This window comes from Gracilibacillus sp. JCM 18966, from assembly GCF_055392695.1.
Genome location: NZ_AP043883.1, coordinates 1159256 through 1180372 on the forward strand (window position 1 = coordinate 1159256; position 21117 = coordinate 1180372).

20 protein-coding genes are annotated in these 21117 nt (G+C 38.4%); 5 read left to right on the forward strand and 15 right to left on the reverse strand.

Going from position 1 to position 21117, the window contains the following annotated elements; all coding sequences use genetic code 11:
• Positions 1-9: 9 nt before the first annotated feature.
• Positions 10-585, forward strand: a complete 576-nt coding sequence (locus ACZ5N5_RS05550) for a hypothetical protein (RefSeq protein WP_054789213.1) — start codon at positions 10-12, stop codon at positions 583-585.
• Positions 586-629: 44 nt separating this feature from the next.
• Here ACZ5N5_RS05550 and ACZ5N5_RS05555 read toward each other — a convergent pair whose 3' ends face one another.
• The 10 genes from ACZ5N5_RS05555 to ACZ5N5_RS05600 all read right to left on the reverse strand — a co-directional run bounded on the left by ACZ5N5_RS05555 (position 630) and on the right by ACZ5N5_RS05600 (position 10496).
• Positions 630-872, reverse strand: coding sequence for a hypothetical protein (locus tag ACZ5N5_RS05555; RefSeq protein ID WP_464373399.1), 243 nt, complete (start codon positions 870-872; stop codon positions 630-632).
• Positions 873-948: 76 nt separating this feature from the next.
• A complete protein-coding gene (locus tag ACZ5N5_RS05560; protein WP_054860788.1) occupies positions 949-1332 on the reverse strand; it encodes a VOC family protein in 384 nt (127 codons plus the stop codon).
• 405 nt (positions 1333-1737) lie between these two features.
• Positions 1738-3024: an IS110 family RNA-guided transposase gene (locus ACZ5N5_RS05565; RefSeq protein WP_464372419.1), complete on the reverse strand. Its 1287-nt coding sequence runs from the start codon at positions 3022-3024 to the stop codon at positions 1738-1740.
• Positions 3025-3176: 152 nt separating this feature from the next.
• A complete protein-coding gene (locus tag ACZ5N5_RS05570) occupies positions 3177-3455 on the reverse strand; it encodes an ArsR/SmtB family transcription factor (RefSeq protein WP_054789369.1) in 279 nt (92 codons plus the stop codon).
• A 273-nt stretch (positions 3456-3728) separates the two neighbouring features.
• Positions 3729-4745 carry an NAD-dependent epimerase/dehydratase family protein gene (locus ACZ5N5_RS05575; protein WP_464373751.1) on the reverse strand — a complete coding sequence of 339 codons (1017 nt, stop codon included), beginning with the start codon at positions 4743-4745 and terminating at the stop codon, positions 3729-3731.
• A gap of 384 nt (positions 4746-5129) precedes the next feature.
• Positions 5130-6416 (reverse strand): IS110 family RNA-guided transposase, encoded by a 1287-nt coding sequence (locus tag ACZ5N5_RS05580; protein WP_277679423.1) that lies wholly within the window; start codon positions 6414-6416, stop codon positions 5130-5132.
• 234 nt (positions 6417-6650) lie between these two features.
• Positions 6651-7460 carry a DUF899 domain-containing protein gene (locus ACZ5N5_RS05585; protein WP_054789234.1) on the reverse strand — a complete coding sequence of 270 codons (810 nt, stop codon included), beginning with the start codon at positions 7458-7460 and terminating at the stop codon, positions 6651-6653.
• 77 nt (positions 7461-7537) lie between these two features.
• On the reverse strand, positions 7538-8353 hold the full coding sequence (locus ACZ5N5_RS05590; protein ID WP_054789235.1) for a polysaccharide deacetylase family protein: 816 nt from the start codon (positions 8351-8353) through the stop codon (positions 7538-7540).
• A gap of 155 nt (positions 8354-8508) precedes the next feature.
• Positions 8509-9243 (reverse strand): N-acetylmuramoyl-L-alanine amidase family protein, encoded by a 735-nt coding sequence (locus tag ACZ5N5_RS05595; protein ID WP_054789236.1) that lies wholly within the window; start codon positions 9241-9243, stop codon positions 8509-8511.
• A 413-nt stretch (positions 9244-9656) separates the two neighbouring features.
• The gene (locus ACZ5N5_RS05600) at positions 9657-10496 is read right to left on the reverse strand and encodes a helix-turn-helix transcriptional regulator (RefSeq protein WP_464373400.1); all 840 of its coding nucleotides are present in this window, start codon (positions 10494-10496) and stop codon (positions 9657-9659) included.
• A gap of 233 nt (positions 10497-10729) precedes the next feature.
• Here ACZ5N5_RS05600 and ACZ5N5_RS05605 point away from each other — a divergent pair, with 233 nt between their 5' ends.
• Positions 10730-11536: an SDR family NAD(P)-dependent oxidoreductase gene (locus ACZ5N5_RS05605; RefSeq protein WP_109983374.1), complete on the forward strand. Its 807-nt coding sequence runs from the start codon at positions 10730-10732 to the stop codon at positions 11534-11536.
• A 210-nt stretch (positions 11537-11746) separates the two neighbouring features.
• Here the strand turns inward: ACZ5N5_RS05605 and ACZ5N5_RS05610 are convergent, their stop codons facing one another.
• The 5 genes from ACZ5N5_RS05610 to vanR all read right to left on the reverse strand — a co-directional run bounded on the left by ACZ5N5_RS05610 (position 11747) and on the right by vanR (position 17715).
• Positions 11747-13609 carry a sensor histidine kinase gene (locus tag ACZ5N5_RS05610; RefSeq protein ID WP_464373401.1) on the reverse strand — a complete coding sequence of 621 codons (1863 nt, stop codon included), beginning with the start codon at positions 13607-13609 and terminating at the stop codon, positions 11747-11749.
• Complete coding sequence (locus ACZ5N5_RS05615) at positions 13606-14292, reverse strand: response regulator transcription factor (protein WP_054789237.1); 687 nt, start codon at positions 14290-14292, stop codon at positions 13606-13608. Before ACZ5N5_RS05615 ends, ACZ5N5_RS05610 begins: the two co-directional genes overlap by 4 nt.
• 160 nt (positions 14293-14452) lie before the next feature.
• The gene (locus ACZ5N5_RS05620; RefSeq protein ID WP_464373402.1) at positions 14453-15340 is read right to left on the reverse strand and encodes a lysostaphin resistance A-like protein; all 888 of its coding nucleotides are present in this window, start codon (positions 15338-15340) and stop codon (positions 14453-14455) included.
• 571 nt (positions 15341-15911) lie between these two features.
• Positions 15912-17015, reverse strand: coding sequence for a sensor histidine kinase (locus tag ACZ5N5_RS05625; protein WP_464373403.1), 1104 nt, complete (start codon positions 17013-17015; stop codon positions 15912-15914).
• A complete protein-coding gene (gene vanR / locus ACZ5N5_RS05630) occupies positions 17008-17715 on the reverse strand; it encodes a VanR-ABDEGLN family response regulator transcription factor (protein WP_464373404.1) in 708 nt (235 codons plus the stop codon). Before vanR ends, ACZ5N5_RS05625 begins: the two co-directional genes overlap by 8 nt.
• Before the next feature lie 507 nt (positions 17716-18222).
• On the opposite strand from vanR, the gene ACZ5N5_RS05635 reads away from it, so the two are divergent.
• The 3 genes from ACZ5N5_RS05635 to bla all read left to right on the forward strand — a co-directional run bounded on the left by ACZ5N5_RS05635 (position 18223) and on the right by bla (position 21113).
• The gene (locus tag ACZ5N5_RS05635; RefSeq protein WP_464373405.1) at positions 18223-19134 is read left to right on the forward strand and encodes a D-alanyl-D-alanine carboxypeptidase family protein; all 912 of its coding nucleotides are present in this window, start codon (positions 18223-18225) and stop codon (positions 19132-19134) included.
• A 359-nt stretch (positions 19135-19493) separates the two neighbouring features.
• Positions 19494-19742: a hypothetical protein gene (locus ACZ5N5_RS05640; protein WP_054789240.1), complete on the forward strand. Its 249-nt coding sequence runs from the start codon at positions 19494-19496 to the stop codon at positions 19740-19742.
• 441 nt (positions 19743-20183) lie between these two features.
• A complete protein-coding gene (gene bla / locus ACZ5N5_RS05645; protein WP_464373406.1) occupies positions 20184-21113 on the forward strand; it encodes a class A beta-lactamase in 930 nt (309 codons plus the stop codon).
• Positions 21114-21117 lie beyond the last annotated feature (4 nt).

Here is a 21117-nt window from a genome sequence, read left to right on the forward strand (position 1 = left end):
AGTAAAGGCGTGGAAGATAGAAAAATTTATATTTTATTTACGGATACTGGGACGCTTTTTACAAGGTTAATTAAAATTTATACGAGAGAATCCTACAACCATGTTTCAATTGCCTTTGATGATCAATTAGAGGAAATCTATAGCTTTGGCCGCAAAAAGCCAGCCAACCCTTTTATTGGGGGATTTATTCGAGAAAAGTTGAGGGAGGGGCTATTTAAACGAGCGAAATGTGTAATCTATAGCTGTCGTGTTTCTGAGCAGGAATATAAGCAGATGCGCGCCAAAGTGAAAAAGATCGAACGTGAGAAAGAAAAGTATCGATACAATTTGATCGGTCTACTTGCGATCATTCTCCACTTTGATCTAAATCGAAAAAATGCTTTCTTTTGCTCCCAATTTGTCGCAACGATTTTGAATGAGAAGAAAGGGCTACTAATGAAACCACCAAGCTTAACAACACCGAGGGATTTAATGAACATAGACGAATTCAATTTTGTTTATCAAGGGATGCTTCACACATATCCAGTCCCGGAGGAATTAGTGACCATGCATTTAGAGAGAATTTCGGAGAGATTGGTGGGATAGCGATCAAAATGCTTGGATCATCCAAGCATTTTGATTATGAATCCTTATTTAGCATTTGGAATGATATGTTTATTAAAAAATATAGCTAATCCCAGCATAAAGCTAATAAGTCCAAAACCAAAAGTGAAATTTGTGATACTCCAAATATACGGTGGTGTTAAATCTTTAACCGCTTCTATTTGGTGTACATTACCATCAATTGATAAAAAAATAAGAACCTTTTCAAGTCCACTTAACCCCATAAGTAAAATCCCTGAAAAAATAAAAACTATTCCAAGGTTCTTCATTGTTTCCCCCCTATTTAATTTGTAATAACCCCATCCTAACAATAGGACAGGGTATACTTAAAGCGCTTATCTTAAGTTACTTCTGTATTAGTTGAATAAGATTGCCACAGGTATCATCCAATACAGCTATGATCATCTCACCCATTTTGGTTGGTTCCATAGTAAACTTAACGTTTATTTCCTTTAAACGCTCATACTCTTTGTAAATATCTGCAACACCAAACATGGTTGCAGGGATGCCGTCCTCAAATATCCTCTTTTGATACTCTTTTGCTGCAGGGTGATCATTAGGCTCGAGTAAAACCTCTGGACCGTTTTGATCATCTGGAGACACTACCGTCATCCACCTATATTCTCCGGCAGGCTCGTCTTCTTTTTTTACAAATCCTAATTTTTCCGTATAAAACGCCAATGCCTTGTACTGATCATTTACGAATAAACTTGTTACAATGATTTTCATCCTATTGTTACCTCCCTCAATAAATTAATATATTCTTAGAATTTCATCGTTTTCCTTCCAATATCTCTTGATTACTTGAAGTCCATGATAGGCCACTTTACTATTATTTATAAATCATGATAAATATGGAATTCAATCGTCATACTTCTAACAAGGTATCGGATTTATTTTCCATTAAATGGTTATTGGTGTATGATCGCACAATGGATCTCCACTTGCACATGGCGGTGGACCCTCCCACGTCTCTCGGCGTCAATGCGCGTAAATTCCTTCGTTCGACCTGACCATGGTGGAGGCCGGAAATGCTCCTATAGTGGGTCGTTGCCCTGATGGATGTAATAACGACCGGCTTCTCCGTGCTTCAATTGTCAAAAGTTTGGTTGTAAACGTTGGTTCTATTGTTACTTATGCAACTTCCTGTATATTCGAAATCATGGGAATATCCCGAATCATTCGTTCTTCACTGAATGCGCAGTTACGTGTCCCTAATAGGAAAAATATCTTCACGACTTTTCTGCTTAATGCGACAAAGGATTGCTTGCCTGACAGTGGATTATGGGACCGATAGCGATAGTAATGATGCAATTGTTTGAATCCTTCATTGTGTAACGATAAGGGTCTTGCCACTTGATACAATAAGTTTCGCAGTCTTCTACGCCCTCGTTTGGTGATAGTCGTCTGACCCTTGAAATAACCTGATTGATTCAATTTTAAATTTAATCCCGCTAATTTAATGATTTGGCGTGGATCTTGATAATTTGTTAAATCACCAACTTCAGCAAAAAAACCAGCCACGGTAATGGCGCTCACACCTTTGATTGTCATCATCTGATCAGCACCAGGAATATGGAGAACGAGTTCTTTCAGTTGTGCTTCAAGAGCGATTCGTCGTTCTTCCAACGCCTTATACTGATCCAGGAGATAACGGATCTCTTGGCGTCCCATGCGCAAGCCTACTTGTAAGCCCACGCTATGCTTAGCTGCTTCTTTTAAGGCCTGAATTCGTTTGATTCCCACTGCTCGAGTTGCGGCCTGTTTGACTTCCAGAAGTAAGCTTTCTTCGGATGCTGCTCGTATATCTTCTGGCAGATAACCCTTATCTAATAAATGAAGGGCAGCCTTTCCCGTCCAATCTTTAAAGACCGTCAGAAACTCTGGAAAATAGCGATCCAGTGCATTATGCATTTGTGCCTTTATCGACGCGATATCCTCCTGGATCATGTCATAAAGCTTCATGCCTTCCCGCAATTCCGCATACACATCCTCGGGTAACGTTGGTTCGTGGTAACGACCGTCACGCATGACCTGTGCGATGACTTTCGCATCTTTGGTGTCATTTTTCGTTGGAGAATCGTCGTCCATTTCCTTGAACCGTTTTACCTTCATCGGATTAACAACCACCACGGGAATGTCTCGCGCCTTTAAATAATAAGCGAGATTCAGCCAATAGTGGCCAGTCGGTTCCATTCCAATTAACAGATTAGGTCGGTTGTGTTTCTCGGACAGGTTTTGAGCCCATTCTATCAACTCCAGAAAACCTTGATAGGAATTAGTGAACACTAGTCGTTTCACTAAATCTCGCCCACGATCATCTATCGCTCGGGCTACATGTTTGCGTTTGGCCACATCCACCCCAATAATTAAGGTTTGTTCATTGACTTGCGCTATTCGTTTATTTTGTGTAAAATCCATACTAGAAGTCCTCCTTCGGTACTTAATTCGAGGTCATGCATGACACTCTCTATCGTACCAAGGGGGCTTTTTTTATGCATTTCTCAGATTCGGCTATTTTTCCTCAAATTTTCTTATTACAGGAATGCTCCTATAAAATTAGATCGTTGGGATTAATCTATCCATCCTTTAAGCAAATATTTAAGTGGTTCGTTGTTGAATAGAAGTACTCGATATTTCCCCTTTCTTTTTGATTTTATGAGTCCAGCACCTTCCAATACAGATAGGTGTTTAGCTATCGCCTGTCGTGAAATGGAAAGGTCGTGCTTCATAATGAGACGTGCGGTAAGTTCATACAACGTAAGTTCGTTTCGTTCAGATAGTTCGTCTAATATAAGACGTCGGGTCGAATCACCAAGTGCTTTGAATATAGCGTCCTTATTCCCTTTCATAAAACGATTATATGCAACCATGTAGTTGCTTGTAAAGTAACAAAACTGAAAAGTTGCCTATAATCCGAATCTAAAGACGAAGAGTAAGCAATGATGATATTAAGCGTGAAACGCAAGGTCAAGAGGAATTGTCAGGTGTTTACAAGAGGTTTCGGAAAGGTTGGTGGGATAACGAATAACGTAACAAAATAACCCTTCTTATGCGTAACAGCAATGAAGGGTTATTTCGTTTATATAGCCTTAACATCTTACAGTTATATTTTCATTTTTCTCTTATCGAAGCCAAGCCTCTAGTAGCTCCTGCTCCTTTTCTAGAGATATTCCCGCTTTCTGTACAGTATACTTACTTTCCTTTATCCATTGATACACATCATGAATGGTTTCTTCAAGAGGGCGGAAGGAAAGACCTGCATTAACCGCTTTTTCTATATTGATCAGAAAAGTACCTTTCCACGGTTCTTTCTCTCCCTCTAACGGAAAGTGTTCAGGAGCCCATAAAGGCATTTCCGTCCATGGTTGAACTTGATAGTCTGATAAAAACGATTCATCTGCCCAGATAAATTCGGTCTCGTTGTTTGTAACCATTTTACAGGTATTCAATAGCTCTTTTATAGTCAACTCATTCCTCGGGCCAGTGACATTAAACGTACCTGCTTTTCTGTTTTCCGCCATATCGAACACCCATGTGGCTAAATCTTTTACGTCTATCAATTGCACCGGTCGATCTGATCGCCCTGGCACTAATACTCGACCCCCACGCGCTACACGCTGAATCCAGTAGGGAAGACGATCTGTATAGTCATACGGCCCAACTAGTAAGCCTGCTCTTATTTGCAAAACACGTCCTGGCCATTGCTTCTCTGCTTCTTTTTCACAAAGTACCTTCAGCGCACCGTAGTACTCGTAAGGAGAGATTTTGCCATTCTCAATTTCTTTCATTTTATCAGTGGTCGGCATTTTGGATGTTAAAGGGTACGCTTCTGTAATGTGGGGTGGGATCCAGTCTTTATAAGCTGAGATGCTCGAAATATAGGTATAGTGCTCGATGGAATCTCCAAGTACAGAAGCGATGTTTTTAATTTGATGAGGGGCAAATCCGCATGTGTCCATGACAACATCCCATTTCCGCTCCTTAAGAACGGATACATCACTGTCTCTATTACCGATTAGCTGCTCGACCTCAGGAAATGCTTCTATATGGTTTCCACGATTAAATAAGGTAATTTCATGCCCTCTTTTCAATGCTTCCTCGACTAATGCTTTACCTAAAAAACGAGTACCTCCCTCAATAAATTAATATATTCTTAGAATTTCATCGTTTTCCTTCCAATATCTCTTGATTACTTGAAGTCCATGATAGGCCACTTTACTATTATTTATAAATCATGATAAATATGGAATTCAATCGTCATACTTCTAACAAGGTATCGGATTTATTTTCCATTAAATGGTTATTGGTGTATGATCGCACAATGGATCTCCACTTGCACATGGCGGTGAACCCTCCCACGTCTCTCGGCGTCTTTGCGCGTAAATTCCTTCGTTCGACCTGACCATGGTGGAGGCCGGAAATGCTCCTATAGTGGGTCTATGCCCTAATGGATAAAATAACGACCGGCTACTCCGTGCTTCAATTGTCAAGAATGTTTTTTGTAAACGATGTTCTACTTTCTATTAAGCGACTTTCTGTTTGTTCGAAATCATTGGGATATCCCGAAGCATTCGTTCTTCACTGAATGCGCATTGGCGTGTTCCTATCGTGAAAAATATCTTAATTAGTTTCCTGCTTAATGCGATAAACGATTGTTTACCTGACAACGGATTATTCGATCGATAGCGATAGTATTGGTGCAGCTGTTTAAAACCTTCATTGTGTAACGATAAGGGTCTTGCCACTTGATACAATAAATTCCGCAATCTTTTGCGTCCACGTTTGGTGATGGTTGTCTGTCCTTTGAATAAACCTGATTGATTCATCTTTAAGTTCAATCCCGCTAATTTTATGATTTGGCGTGGATCTTGATAATTAGATAAATCACCAACTTCTGCGTAAAATCCAGCGACAGTGATGACACTTACCCCTTTAATTGCTAACATTTGATCAGCACCAGGAAGATGGAGAACGAGTTCTTCCAGTTGTGCTTCCAGAGCGATTAATCGTTCTTCCAACATCCTATACTGATCAAGAAGATACCGAATTTCTTGGCGTGCCATGCTTAAACCTACCTTCAGGCCAATACTATTCTCAGCTGCTTCTTTTAAAGCTTGGACACGTTTGATGCCAACTGCTCGTGTCGCAGCCTGTTTCACCTCGGAAAGCAATGCTTCTTCGGATGTTTTTCGAATATCTTCTGGCAAATAGCCCTTATCTAATAAATGGAGGGCAGCTTTTCCCGTCCAGTCTTTAAAGACGGTCAGAAATTCTGGGAAATATCGATCGAGTGCATTTTGCATTTGCGCTTTAATGGACGCTACATCCTCTTGAATGATGTCATACAACTTCATGCCTTCCCGCAATTCTGCGTACACGTCCTCGGGTAAAGTAGGCTCATGATAACGACCGTCACGCATGATTTGTGCAATTACTTTCGCATCCTTTGTGTCATTCTTTGTTGGGGAGTCGTCGTCCATTTCCTTGAATCGCTTTACCTTCATCGGATTCACAACCACCACGGATACTGCTTGTGCTTTCAAATAATAGGCTAAATTAAGCCAATAGTGACCAGTTGGTTCCATCCCAATCATGAGGTTTGGTCGACCATGTTCTTCTGACAAGTTTTTGGCCCAATCTATCAGCTCGGAGAAACCTTGATAGGAATTCGTGAAGACAAGCCGTTTCACCAGATCTCGTCCACGATCATCTATCGCCCGAGCGACATGTTTGCGTTTCGCTACATCTACTCCAATAATTAATGTTTGTTCATTGATTTGCGCAATTCGCTTATTTTGTGTAAAATCCATACTAGAAGTCCTCCTTCGGTACTTAATTCGAGGTCATGCATGACACTCTCTATCGTACCAGGGGGGCTTTTTTTATGCATTTCTCAAATTCAGTGATTATCCCTCAAATTTTCTTATAACAGGAATGCTCCTAATATAAGAATCTTCATCGCTCTCCTCCATCCCCTTTCAATACTATTCATCTTATAAAACGTTTTTCCTTATTGAATAGATACGGGGAGTAGGCAAAAAACTTTAAGGATTATCCTTTTTCGAATGGCAACAAGCATCCGTCTCAACAGAATGCGCATATTCATCATGTCGTCGCAGCCATGTACTCCCATTGCCGTCACTACGTCCTGGTGGTAGCTCCCAGTCCTCCTGTCTACCTAACGCTGTCAGGTCAAGGTAGTTGAACATGCCAATCAGTATATCTGTCCCACGGGCGTAGGTCGTATAGGTGTGGAAAATTCTATCGCCATCGCGTAGAAAGGCACTAACTCCCGGCACTTCCATTGACTGCCCTGAATCCACAGGTACCCCTTTCTGAACAAGCTCGTTCTTGTCCAGATAGTTATATTCTATTGGAGCGACGGATTCATCCAGTGTCACGTGAAAATCATAGTTAAAGTTGCTATCATAGGATGAGTACCAAGGGATGTTCCAGCCCATGCGTTCCTTGTAGTGTTGCAGCTTGGGAAGTGGGGCACGGGAGATGAGTGCTAATGATGTGTTACGTGCATAAAGGTGGGCGAGATGACCGATGTTGTCGGCAGCCAACGAGCAAGCCGGACAGCCCGCTTCCCACTCAGGATCGAACATGAAGTGATGCACGATAAGCTGAGGGCGTCCTTCAAATAGATCAAGCAAACGGGCCTTACCATTTGGCCCATCCAAGACATAGTCCTTATCCAACTCTACCATTGGGAGGCGACGACGTTCAGCACTTAGTGCATCACGCGCCTTCGTGAATTCCTTCTCTTTAGCGAGCAATTCCTTACGCGCCTCCAGCCATTCGTCACGTGATACGATATTTGGTAGCTGCAGATGATTTTGCGTTTTCATCTTATCTACTCCCTTCTTGTTTTATTCACCATACCACAAATGACGGTTTTAGACTTCTTTTCGATTGCTTATTTTTCTCACTTTTGTGTAGATAGTCGGTGACAACGTTGATAACAATTAAAGTTATATGGTTGTATATCTTCTTCGATTTTTCTAGCCTGAAATCCATGTTCTGATAGATAGGTTAATAGAATAGACAAATGGTCGGCTGTATTTTGTTTATCATGCATCAGAATTATAGGTGTTACTCCCGCTTTATCTAACTTTTCTATTTGTCCAATCACCGTATCTACATATTCTTCATCAGATAAAGACCAATCACTACTGTCTACATTCCAATCCCACACTTTAAATTCATTGCTGTCTAAAACCTTCCGAAATGATTCCGTTAAATACGGAACACTACCATATGGTGTTCGAATCAGATTGGACTGGACCCCAGTTATATGTTGAAGTGTCTTCTGAGCGGTGGTCATTTCTTCCAGGGCAGCTTGTTCTGATTGATAAAAATGGTAGATGTCATGGGTCACACCATGTAACCCGACAGCATGACCTTCCTCTACGATTTGTTCAACGACTTCTGGTGATTCCTTCATGGAAGGTTCTAGCATGAAAAAGGTCGCCGTAGCATGAAATTGGTGTAAAGCAGCTAAAATCTCAGATGTTGCAGCAGTAGGGCCGTCATCAAAGGTTAAGTAGACAGTCCTTTTAGTATTTTCTTGTGAATGGTTAGATTTTAAGGATGTTTGGTTATCAGTTTCTGATTTTTTGTTAGGAGTTGTAATCGCAGAATTATTTGTCCTTGATTCCCTTTGATCACCATCAAAATCACTTTGACAGGCATAAAGAATAACCAAACAGGCAAGGAAAATAAATAGTATAGGCTTTTTCATGGTAAGACCTCGATTCTCTTTGTTTTTGTGCTTGTTGAAAGATTAATATAATGAACGAAAGAAGCGATAAATCTGAAATGGAATTAAACTAAAAATGAAAAAGTAAAAGCCATCCTTTTTAATTGGGATGGCCTATCAGAAAACTTTAGATATTGCTAAGAAATCCATTCCAAAATGCCTTGTTCTTCTGATTTTTCTCTATATTCTTTAATCCCTTTAACTATGGAAGTGGCAACACGTGATTGAAATTCGTCAGTCCACATTTTGGATTCTTCCTGAGGATTCGTCATATAGCCTACTTCTATTAAAGCAGCTGGCATATTCGTATCTTTTACAACAAATAGTTCTTCCTTTTTAATTCCTCTATCTCTAAATTCAGTGGCTTCCACTACATGCTTCTGTATGATCTGAGCCAATTGGCGGGAATGCTTATGATAATAAAACGTTTCTGTCCCCGAGACAGTGGAATCGGAAAAAGTGTTACCATGAATAGATAGAAATACATCCGCATTTTGCTTGTTGGCATATTTCGGTCTGTATCGACTTTCTTGTGAAAGAAAACTATCATCGGTTCTTGTCATTAAAACTTCTATTTGTGGCTCGTCCTCCAACAGCTTTTGCACCTTTTTGGACAAGCTTAAAGTGAAATTCTTTTCATACTGGCCACTAGCACCTGTTGCCCCGTTATCCTTGCCACCATGTCCAGGATCAATGACAACCTTAAAAGCGGTATCACTACTTTTAGTGTTTTCCATGTCCTTGTTAGGAGTAGCACTATCCTTGTGTTGATTGTCAGGATTACTCGCGCAGGCTGATACGATTAGCAGTGGAAAAAGAACCAATAGGATAAGCCATATTTTTGTTTTTCTATTAATTTGTCGTAACATCATCGTAAATCTTTCCTCTCTTTTTTGTTCTATTTAAAAATTAATAGAGAGAGGTGAAGATTAGGTGCAGATCATAACAATATCAAATAAAAATTTAGAAATAGGCAAGATCTGTGAGCGCTTGTCCGTTCTCAGGATATATGTTCTTTAGGGAATTTGCGGAATAGCAATTATAAGAGTTTTGCTAATAGTAATATGGGATACGGATAAACGTGGTGGAAATACAAAGAAACATCGGGATTGTTCCCGATGCTTCTTTGTAAATTTATAATATGGAGAAAAGAAATTAAAGAATAATGAATTGGTTAGATACAAGGGAAAAAAACTAGAAAGATACTTTTTAGATGAGGTTATCACTTCTCGTCTTTTTAGGGTGGTACTTCTGTAATAGAATGAAATTGTCCGCAACTCGCTCCCTATGTCCTTAGTAGACATGACAATCTCTCCTCGGTGCCTGACCCATGTACTGGAACGTAGAAACACCAGTGCAGGTTTGGGTCGTTATCGACAACAGAAGCAGAGTGAACGACAAACTCCATCTCCTGCCCGTCCGGAAGACGAAATAAAGCAGTTGCGACCCGTTTTTGCTTGATTTCATAAAATTCAAAGAAATGAACAAACTCCTTACTTTTTTGCCTCAACCGTTCAATTCGTTCCATATATAATGGTTTATCTTTAAAATGGTGTAAGTTTGCCCGCAACATCGCAGTGCTGTATCTGGCGTATTCTTCCCAATTGACCAATCTTTGGCGGTATTCCGAATTACAAAACATAATGTTCATCATATACCGTTCGCTTTCTGGCAGGCTACCGAAATCAGCTATAATCAGTTCAGCCGCCTTATTCCAAGCGATTATATCCGTACCCTCGCCTGTCACGAAAGAAGGATAATGTAATTGATCGACGGTTGTTTGCAAAAAATCGGTGTCGGGTTTTCTACTATCTACTTCAACACCTGCACTTGCTGGATCTACATTGGCTAGATCAAACAGATGCTTCTGTTCGTCATCATCTAACATCAACGCGTTGCTAATATTCAGCAACACTTCTGGTGAAGGATTTACCCCCCTGCCTTGCTCTAGCCAAGAATAATAAGTCACACTTAAATTAGCGAGATATGAGACCTCTTCTCTTCGAAGCCCTGGGGTGCGTCTTCGACCTTGAAGTGGTTTTATCCCTACATCAGCAGGCTGTAAACGTTCTCTACGTGATTTAATGAATTCACCCAAGGTGGATGAGGAACGATTGGTTGTCATACATGTCACCTCCAATTTATGAGAAGTATAGACATCGCAATGAAACATATGAATCTAAAACACTTTGTTAAAAATTATTATAATCTCTTTTGAAGTTTATTACCACAAAAGCGAGGATACTGGGAGGAAGCTATTAGTCTTATTAATAGTATAAACATGATGTGGCTGTCAACCTCTAATGTTGATACGATAAAGATAATCCGTGACTTAGAAGGTAGTAGGAGGTTTTTATCTTGAAAAAGTATGAATATAGAAATAAGTTAGCTGTAATCACTGGCGCTTCATCCGGAATTGGGAAGGTATATGCACAACAACTAGCGTCACGAGGTTGTCATGTAGTACTAGTAGCACGATCCAAGGATAAACTGGAAGCAATCGCTAGAGAAATCAACCGCCAATACGGCGTGCAAGCTTATGCGTTGACCTACGATTTGTCTGAAGCGGACGCCCCGCGTTTACTGGCTGATCAAATTTCCGAACTTGGATTGTCGGTTGATATTCTCATCAATAATGCAGGATTTGGAACTTACGGGCGTTTCGAGGAAATAAACCCAGAGCGCGAGCAGGAAGAAATTATGCTGAATACGGCTGCCCTAGTAGACCTTGTACATCGTTTTCTGCCCAATATGTTGGAGCGTAAGGATGGAGTAATCGTTAACGTGGCTTCGATGGCGGCATTTATGCCTGTTGCTTATTCGGCTGTTTATGGAGCTACCAAAGCCTTTGTATTATCCTTCTCTGAGGCTCTTTGGGCGGAAGTACGTGAACGAGGAATACGAGTACTCGCACTGTGCCCTGGTGCAACAGATACGGGTTTTTTCGATGTAGTTGGAAGCAAAGACTTGGCTGCTGGGTCAAAGCTCTCGACCCCGGAAAAGGTTGTACAGGTTGGATTTCGCGGAATTGATCAAGGACGCAATTATAGTGTCGATGGACGAATGAATTACTTTATGGCTCAAATGCTCCGATTGTTTAGTAGGCGTAGGGTAGCCCTGATTATGGAAAGAATGGTAACACCGAAAAACATTAATAATGGGTAAGTGTATGGATATTCCTTAAAAGTTTCTAATTTGTATTTTTACGATACTTTGCCATTCAATAACAATCAAAAATAATTTCAACGGACGCTTAAAATTTAATCAAGCATTAATTGGCTGGTTTATATTCATTCAATGCCGAACTCGAACCAGCCAATTAGCTGCATAATAAAAACGCTCACTTTGTGGGGACATCACTCGGACAAGCTCTTTTCATTCTTTTTTATCTAAATAGAAGTAAAACATCACACCATCTTCTGTATTGGATACACCGTACTCTGCACCATGTAGCTCTAAAATGTTCTTTGAAATAGCAAGCCCTAATCCTGTTCCACCCTGCGCACGATTGCGAGACGTATCTCCACGATAAAAACGATCCCATATTTTATCTAACTGCTCCTGTGCAATAGGAGCCCCGTTATTTTCTACACATACTTTTACGCGCCCATTGTCTTTGATCGTCGAAATAATAATATGTTGATTATCTGGGGTGTGACGAATGGCATTGGTAATAAAGTTCGTTAAAACTTGCTCTATTCGATTTTGATTGGCAAATACCTTATTATTGGAACGGTGTTGATGGACATGTAATTGTTTGTTCTCCATCTCTAAAGCTAATTGCTCACAAATATATGCAATGCTCTCGTCAATAGGAAAGACATCCATTTCCATTTTATACGTACCAGATTCGAATTTTGCTAATTCAAGCATATCTACGATGAGCAAATCCATTTTATCGACTTCTTTTTTCAATGCATGAAAATAATAATCTTTTTTATCACTGGCGACACCGTCTTCGATTATGGAGATACAGCTCTTCATAATGCTTAAAGGTGTCTTTAATTCATGGGAGACTCCGGAAATAAATTCTTTTCGTATGCTTTCGAGTTGTTTTTCTTTCTCTATATCCTGTTGCAATTGATCAATGTAAGAATGCAGCTTAGTAGAAAGTGTATTAATATTATTGGATAGTGTCCCAATTTCATCCTTAGATCGAATCGGTATGCTCTCTGAAAAATCTAAGCTTGCTATCTTGTTTGTCGTATCATTTATTTGTAACAATGGTTTGGCTATTTTTTTGGAATAATAAAAGGATGCTAGGACAATAAGAAGTAGCACAAATAGAACGAGGTAAAGATAATAATCCTCCAGCATTTGAACAGCTTCATCCACTGGCTGTAATGACGTCATCGCAAAAATATAACTCGTGTCGCCAGTCGTATCGGTGATAGGTCTGATAAAGAGCTTGTATGGAATATTATTTTCCTCATAATCCATTGTTTGAGCATGGCTAATGTCAATTTTATCTAATAGTAATTTAACTTGAAATTGTTTTATTTTTTCTATAAACAGACGATTGGTATAAATAGTGGAGCCAACTGGTAATTGTAAATCCGTAATTCGTCCTTTTAAAAATATCTGTGAGCTTTCTACTGGAGAAGGTTCTGTTTCCGGTTTTTGGTCCAATAACTCTTCTGCTGGTAATTGTGATTTTTTAATGTTTCTCGTTGAACTCTCTTCTGGAACAAGTTCTATTTCCGTTCTTTGACCATATAACTCCTCGGATAAAAGCCTATTCTCCAATACAACATTTCTGCTCTTTCCTGTTAAGATCGCAGGAACGACGGTATTATCTATGATTATTCCATCAATGAAAATATCCTCTACTTGTTCTAAATTGAATTTTAACCTATCTAGCTCTTCTAAATCAATAAAGCTATACAATGGGACGTGGATGGTACGATTAGAGAAATTCTCATATTCGGAGGAATCTAAATCTATTTCTACAGAGAAGTCGTTGGCGTATTTAATATTCCCCACACTATCTAATGTGGTAATCCATGTCGTATGCTCTTGTTGAAAACCCTGCTCTAGCTGTTTGATTGCTTGGACGTCTCCTTCAGCCTTTAAGTACTCTTTCTCAAAAGATTCCATACTCGTATTTATTTCCTCTACCTTTTGGCTAGCATAGTATTGCTTAAAGAATATCGTTTGTCCAATATACATAATGACCAAAATCAGCATACATAATAATGTTGTCAGCATAAATAGTTTTAATACAATTCCTATCCTCATGCTGTGCCCTCAAATTTGTAACCAGCTCGAATAACCGTTACAATACTATTTGCTTTATGACCTAATTTATGACGTAAATTACGAATATGACTGTTGATGGTGCGATCATCCCCCGCAAATTCGTATCCCCAAATCTTCATGATTAGTTGCTCTCTCGTTATAATAACTCCCTGGTTGTGCATTAAATAGGCTAATATTTCAAACTCTGTGTATGTCAAGCTTATCTGTTCCTCGTTTACTGTCACGGTACGTGTAGGGAAATGAACATGAATACCATTAATCATTAAATGGTCTTCACTTGGTAACTTACCATCCTGAGCATATCGACTTTGGATTAATCGCTTTACTCTTGCTAATAAAATGGGCGGACTGTATGGCTTTGTCACATAATCATCTGCTCCTAACTCAAATCCAAGTAACGTATCATCTTCATCCGAACGAGCTGTCAACATAATAATAGGCACATTAGATGTTTTGCGAACTCGCTTACAAACAGACCATCCATCCAACTCTGGCAGCATAATGTCCAGGATGATTAAATGTATTTCCTTTTCTTCAAATATTGCTAAAGCCTCGTTTCCGTCTACTGCTTCTACTACGTTATATCCTTCATCCAATAAGTAATCTTTCATGATTTCCCGTAAAATGTCTTCATCTTCTACAATTAATATGTTTTTTGGCATTTTCCACCCTCACAATGAAAATTGGTTAGAGTTAATGATAGCTTATCATAACGATGTAAAGATGAGGTGAAGATTTTCGTGATAAACCCTCTATTATATGTTGACAATATATTTTATCCAAAAACAAAAGAAATATAGATTATTGGCAGGGCTCCTAAATTTAACGGAATAAAATCTCCATGAGTTGCAGTGGGTGTGCATTCATGAATCCATGGACAATAATCAATACCCACACTCTGCGGAAACGAGCCCACAGGTAACCAAGGAATAGACCTATGACACCATGGTTCACCATGACCGTAGCTATATCCACATCCCAATGACCAGAGGTATGTACTGCAATATGCCAGCTCGCCCATAAGAGCGATGTAGCAAGAATCGCCGGCCAAGTACCTAGTAATAATTCTAAGCGTGTTTGCAACCATACTCTATAAAAAAGCTCTTCCAGTACACTATTAATCAGAAACCCTATGAGTAAAGCGGAGATTAAAATTGTTGGATCCACTTCTGTTGAATCAAATGGGGTGGAGAATATAGAAAAGAAGTGGAAGTAACCCCATATTAGGATGACTATAAGCGGTGTAAGCCAATACCATCTACTTTTTATGGGTTTTACAGTATTAAGGTGCTCTTGCCTGTGGTTGCCTCGATCAAACAAAAAAAGGATGAATGGAATGAACAATAAAAGGAATATTTTAGATATCATATATAACCATTGGAATGCCATTCCTTCCAAGCTTGTGATGAGAAGACTAATCGTGAAGAGGGATCCACTCAAGAATAAGACAACACCTTGAAGCTTGAGATGCCTTTGTTCAGACGATTGAAGAGGGAGATAATTTTTATGGTGAAACGGTAAGAAATGAATAAGGAGTATACCAATAATAGCAGGTATCCACCTGTTCCAAAAAGGCATCGTTCCTTCATGATCCCCACTGTAACGAATGTTAGTCTCTCCAATTCCTATAAGCCAAAGTGAGGAGAGCAAAATGACTAAAATGCTTATTCCGCCAATTAGCTTCCCCGCTTTTGGATAATAACTTCTCATAATTAACCAACCTCTCCTCCATTGATTGCAATTCATTTTGGCTCCTGTTGCTACGTTTATAGAGTTACGTCTCACTTTACCTAAAGTTTCACGAAATTATATTACTTCACGAATTGGTCTGTTTTTTCCAGAGAAAGCAACATTTCCTTTATGGTTATAACTCAGCTAGTGAAAGATTATTAAATAATAGCTCCCGTTATGTAGTGAATGTAATTAGCCATAAGTCTAACAAAAATATTAATGAAGGGTGCTGATAAAGATGGTATACACAGCAACTTATTTTTTCGTAGATGCTATTTAAATTGATGGTTGGAACACAGGTAGAGGTATTATATTAAAAGATAATGCAACTGTTCGAGATTACCTTAACAGCGATTTGGATTATGGTCCTGACTTCTTCAAGTAAAGATCATAGCAATTATCGTTTAGATACTGAAAATCGGGCATTCGTTTACAAATAGAAAAACACTTTCTAGCTTGTCAGGTATATCATACCAAGCTAGAAAGTGTTCTCCTTACGTATTTTATAAAAGGAAACAAATGATTTTCTCTTTACTTTCTTACAAAGTTCTTACGAAAGGGTTGGAAGATAAATGATAAATACAACTTTGTCATCTGAGCTCGAAACAGAAATGGTTCCCTGATGGAGTTCCACAATTTCCTTTGCAATAGCAAGTCCTAGGCCAGCACCGCCTGTATTGGTGCCCCGTGAGGAATCTAAGCGGTAAAATTGCTCAAAAATACGGTTTACTTTTTCTTCAGGGATAGTATATCCTTCATTTTCGAACCGAATGCTAATGCCCTTGCTTTCCTCTTTAATTTCAATTGTGATAGTACTATCAGGGAAACTATAGCTGACTGCATTTCGGATAATATTATCAAACACACGCTCCATTTTACCTACATCACATTTTATATTAAGCTTGTCAGGAGAGATGAGCTGAAATGCTAGTTTTTTTTCATTAAGCAGTGGTTGAAACTCAAAGGTTAATTGCTCAAACATTCTAATGACATTCACTTGACTTAGCTCAAGCGTTAATTTGCTTAAGTTAAAACGAGTGATTTCAAAAAATTCATTAATTAAATCTTCTAAACGAATTGCTTTATCTAATGAAATGGACGTGTATTTTTGGCGTAGCTCGTTTGAGATCTCCTGTTCATCATTAAGCAGGGTTAAATAGCCAATAACTGAGGTGAGGGGTGTTTTTAAATCATGGGCAAGATAGACGATTAAGTCATTTTTCCTTTGCTCTGCTTCCTTTGCTAACCTATCATTCTTAATCGAGCTTTGTTTAATTTGATTCATTTTCTCTTCCACCTGTTTAAGTTCTCGCGGTAATCTAATGAGATCCTCATTCGAGGAAGCCAATTCATTACTTGCTTCTATAATGGTATCAAAATAATAAATAATTCTTTTCCAACTGATTAACACAATGATGATAAACCCGACAATCCAACAAAAAGAAAGAAACAAAATACGATTCTCATTAATCGGACGAAGCAGAACTACATATAGAAAATTGTCAGCATACCAGGTGAACATGGATAGCACAAATTCTACAAATAAAAAAGTTAACACTAAGCCGACTGTGAACAAAACCACCATTAAAAAGAATTTATAAATGATGGCACTTTTTAAGTCTTTTCCTGAATAGCTTGAATTTTGATTATTCAATGGTGTAGCCAACTCCCCACACTGTTTTAATAAATTTTGGATTTCTAGCCTTCTCGTTCATTTTTTCTCGTAAACGGCCAATATGGGCCATCACCGTGTTATTGTTATCTAAGTAATTTTCTCCCCAAACGGCTTCGAATAGCTCTTCAGATGAAACGACCTTTCCTTTGTTTTCACATAAGTACCATAAGATAGAAAATTCAAGAGGTGTGAGGGGCAGTTCTTTGCCGTATAGGAAACATTTATGATTGACTTTGTTGATGTACAATCCTGCAAAATCATACATTTCTGGATTGGCCGACTCTATGTTTTCGTTTGCTTCTGTATGGTTATATCGCTTATACCTTCTTAATTGAGCTTTTACCCGGGCGACCATTTCCAATGGGTTAAAAGGCTTCGTAATGTAATCATCTGCCCCAAGAGTTAGGCCGGTAATTTTATCGATATCCTCTATTTTTGCGGTAAGCATGATAACAGGATAATGATAGTTTTCTCTAATACGCTGACAGAGCGTAAAACCATCTATTTCTGGCAACATAATATCTAGTAAAGCTAAATCAAAAGCAGTAGTTTGGATACATTTTAATGCATCCCTTCCGTTAGAGTATCTATGTACGCTAAATCCTTCATTAGTAAGGTATACTTCAATTAAATTTGCAATTTCCGTTTCATCCTCTACAACCAAAACATTTGTTGGCATTCTCTCACCCTTCATTGTTCATTTTAAATAAATTTTCATTGGTATATCCGAGACTGGACATGGAGTTCTGGCAGGTAGTATTACTGCCCATTTCCACTAACATGAGCAGGAGGGAAATTCCCCTCAACAGCCTCGTACTATTAGCGAGTTCATCAGTTATTGAGTATTGCCAATTTCCTATAAAAACTTAACTATGCAAGGTTCATGAGATTATACTAGCATTACCAATTAATTATAGTCAACAACCTGATAAACTAATAATTTCCTTTGACTAAATGCGTGATTAACTGCCCTTTTCCTGTGGCATTGCCAAGTACTTCGTAAGAATTTCGTAAGAATTTATTAATAAAATCTTATAGGTTCCTTGAAGAAAAACAAAAGAACAAAACTCTTTGTTTTAGTACGATTGAAGTATACAAGCAATGATTTTTAATTGAAAATAGTAGGAAAATAAATTATTTGTTATAAATAATTAAGTGAATTAAGTTAGTGAAAGGAAGAGCCGATATGAGAAGGTTTTTAGCGGTTGTAAAAATATTATTGATCATTACTGTTGTAGTGTTCGTAATATTTAGAGTGGGAGATAAAGCGAACTTAGATGTAAAAAAGGACTTCCCCTTTTTTAGTACAGAAGAATACGCCAGTCAATATATTTATGTGTTTGATAGAGAAACAGGAGATGTGATTTATGAAAAGAATCCTCAATCTAAGACATATCCTGCATCGCTCACAAAGATCATGACAACGATTGTAGCACTTGAGCATATTGACGACTTATCTACAATTGCTCCTATAGATACAGAAACGCAAAGTGAAATGTTTGCAAACAATGCTTCGATGGCTGGTTTTAATGCTGGGGAATCAGTAACATATCGAGACCTGTTATATGGAACGATGTTACCCTCTGGTGCCGAAGCAGCTAACTCTCTAGCTATTCATGTGGCTGGAAGTGAGGAAGGTTTTGTTCAAATGATGAATGACAAAGCTGTTGAACTAGGATTGAATAGCACACATTTTACTAATCCAGAAGGTCTCCATAATAAAGATCAGTATACGACAGCATCTGACATGGGCAAGCTTTTAGATTATGCATTAAATAATGAACATTTTAAAGCGATTTTTACGAAAGAGACATTTCTAACAACGTCAACTACACACCATCCTGATGGAATTCTGTTAAAATCCACTGTTCTTACGTCCCTTAATAAAGATGAGCAAAATGGCTTTGAAATTATTGGTGGAAAGTCAGGTACAATGGATGAAGCTGGACAATCCTGGGCGACACTTGGGTTGGTAGATGGCCGGGAATATATAAGTATCGTCATGGGGGCTCCTTTAGAAGACATTAGTCATCCAGATAATAAGCAAATAGCGGATACGCTGAAGCTGTATACAAAAATTAAGTCTAGTGAGTTGTGAATATATTTACGTGCAAGTTTAATAAAAACGCTCGGAGTTAAAAAGAAAATCTTGTAATGTTGTGACCTATGTTCCAGAAATCGATTCATTAAACCCGAACATTCTATCAAAATAATTAATTGGACTTTTTACTTCTATACCTATTAGATGTGATTTATTTATTAAAATAGTTGAATGGTATCATTTGTACTTGTGCTAGTATTTGTAACGCTTACACTTGAAATGCCAAAACCACCAACAAATAATGCAAACACAACCAAAATTGACACTAATTTTTCCATTTTTCCCTCTCCCCTTTGGTGTTTTTTGTTAAAATAGTATGCAGTTACATACTAACCTAATAATAGGAGGATATTAGGATGAAATTGGAGTTTATCCAATTTATGTTAAAATGGTCATCCGGGGTAATGATAGGCGCTTCTATAATTATAATCTTAAGAGGATTTCTATTATTTGATTCTGATTTTGAATTATTCTCAATTAATGGGTTTGCCATATTACTATCAAGTATTTTATTTATAGTAAGCCTAATAGTAAATATTGTTTTTAAAAAGAAAAGAAGGAGGAAACAGGAAAATAATGGATCCAGAAATGAAATGAACCTTTAGAAACGAAGCATCATTTATTACTTAATCTGCACGTGTATATTGGTTATTGATATTAATCTGAATTTTTAATGACTACGGTCTTTATAGCAATTCGAGAAAAAAATTAAAGGTTTTTTAATCTATATTGTGAAAATAAAAGTTTAGATCTCGCCTAAAAAGCGAGATCTATTTTATTTTTCACCAAAAGGAATTTTTCTTGTTCCTTGGTGATAGCTATGATTAGCTCGTTCACATAAGTTTTGAACAAGTTTATATGGCACATCACTCTCCATTTTCAGAGAAAAATACTTCAAGATTGTTTTGACTTGACATTTTATAGACTACAATTGTAATATTGTACTACAGTTGTAATCCATAGAGTAATAAGGTATAAAATGCTTATGGTTGGTGACTGAAGAAACAAATAAGAGAGATTCAATCTAATAGAGAGAAGGTATCCATATGAGAAAAACTAGCCCACACAAAATCGGCATGCTTCTTTTTATCATGTCCATCACATTGCTGTTACTAGCAATACTAACCGCATGCGTAAATGCAGACAATAAGACCGATGTATCATCCGACAAAGAAAATGCATCAAAAGAAACGATCAGTAAGGATGAAAAGTTTGCACAGCTCGAAAATGAATTTAATGTCCAACTAGGTGTCTATGCAATGGATACAGGGACGAATCAAACAGTCGAATACCGACCAGAAGAACGTTTTGCTTATTCATCCACCTTCAAACCTTTGGCTGCAGCAATCTTGCTTGAGCAAAATAACATAGAAGATCTGGAAAAAATCGTTACGTATACCAAAGATGATTTGGTTACTTATTCTCCGGTTACTGAAAAACATGTAGATACCGGAATGACGCTATTGGAAATCAGTGAAGCAGCCATTCGAAAAAGTGACAACACTGCGGGGAATCTCCTACTTGAGGCTCTTGGGGGTCCTGATAAATTTGAGCAAGCCTTACGTGACATTGGTGATGACATTACCCAGCCCGAACGATACGAAACAGAATTGAATGAATTCATACCGGGGAATAGTCGTGATACAAGCACACCGAGAGCTATGGCCACCAATCTGAAGAAGGTCACCCTTGATGACTTTCTTTCAGATGATAAGCGTGAATTACTTATTGACTGGTTGAAAGGAAATGCAACAGGAGATGCACTAATACGTGCAGGCGCACCAGAAGGATGGATAGTTGGTGACAAAAGTGGTGCAGGAAGCTACGGAACAAGAAATGACGTTGCCATTGTATGGCCACCGAACAGAGAACCAATCGTCATGGCAATTATGTCTCGGCATGATACAGAGAATGCGGAATATGATGATGCGCTGATTGCAAAGGCTGCCGAAATCACACTGAACGCTTTAAAATAAGAAA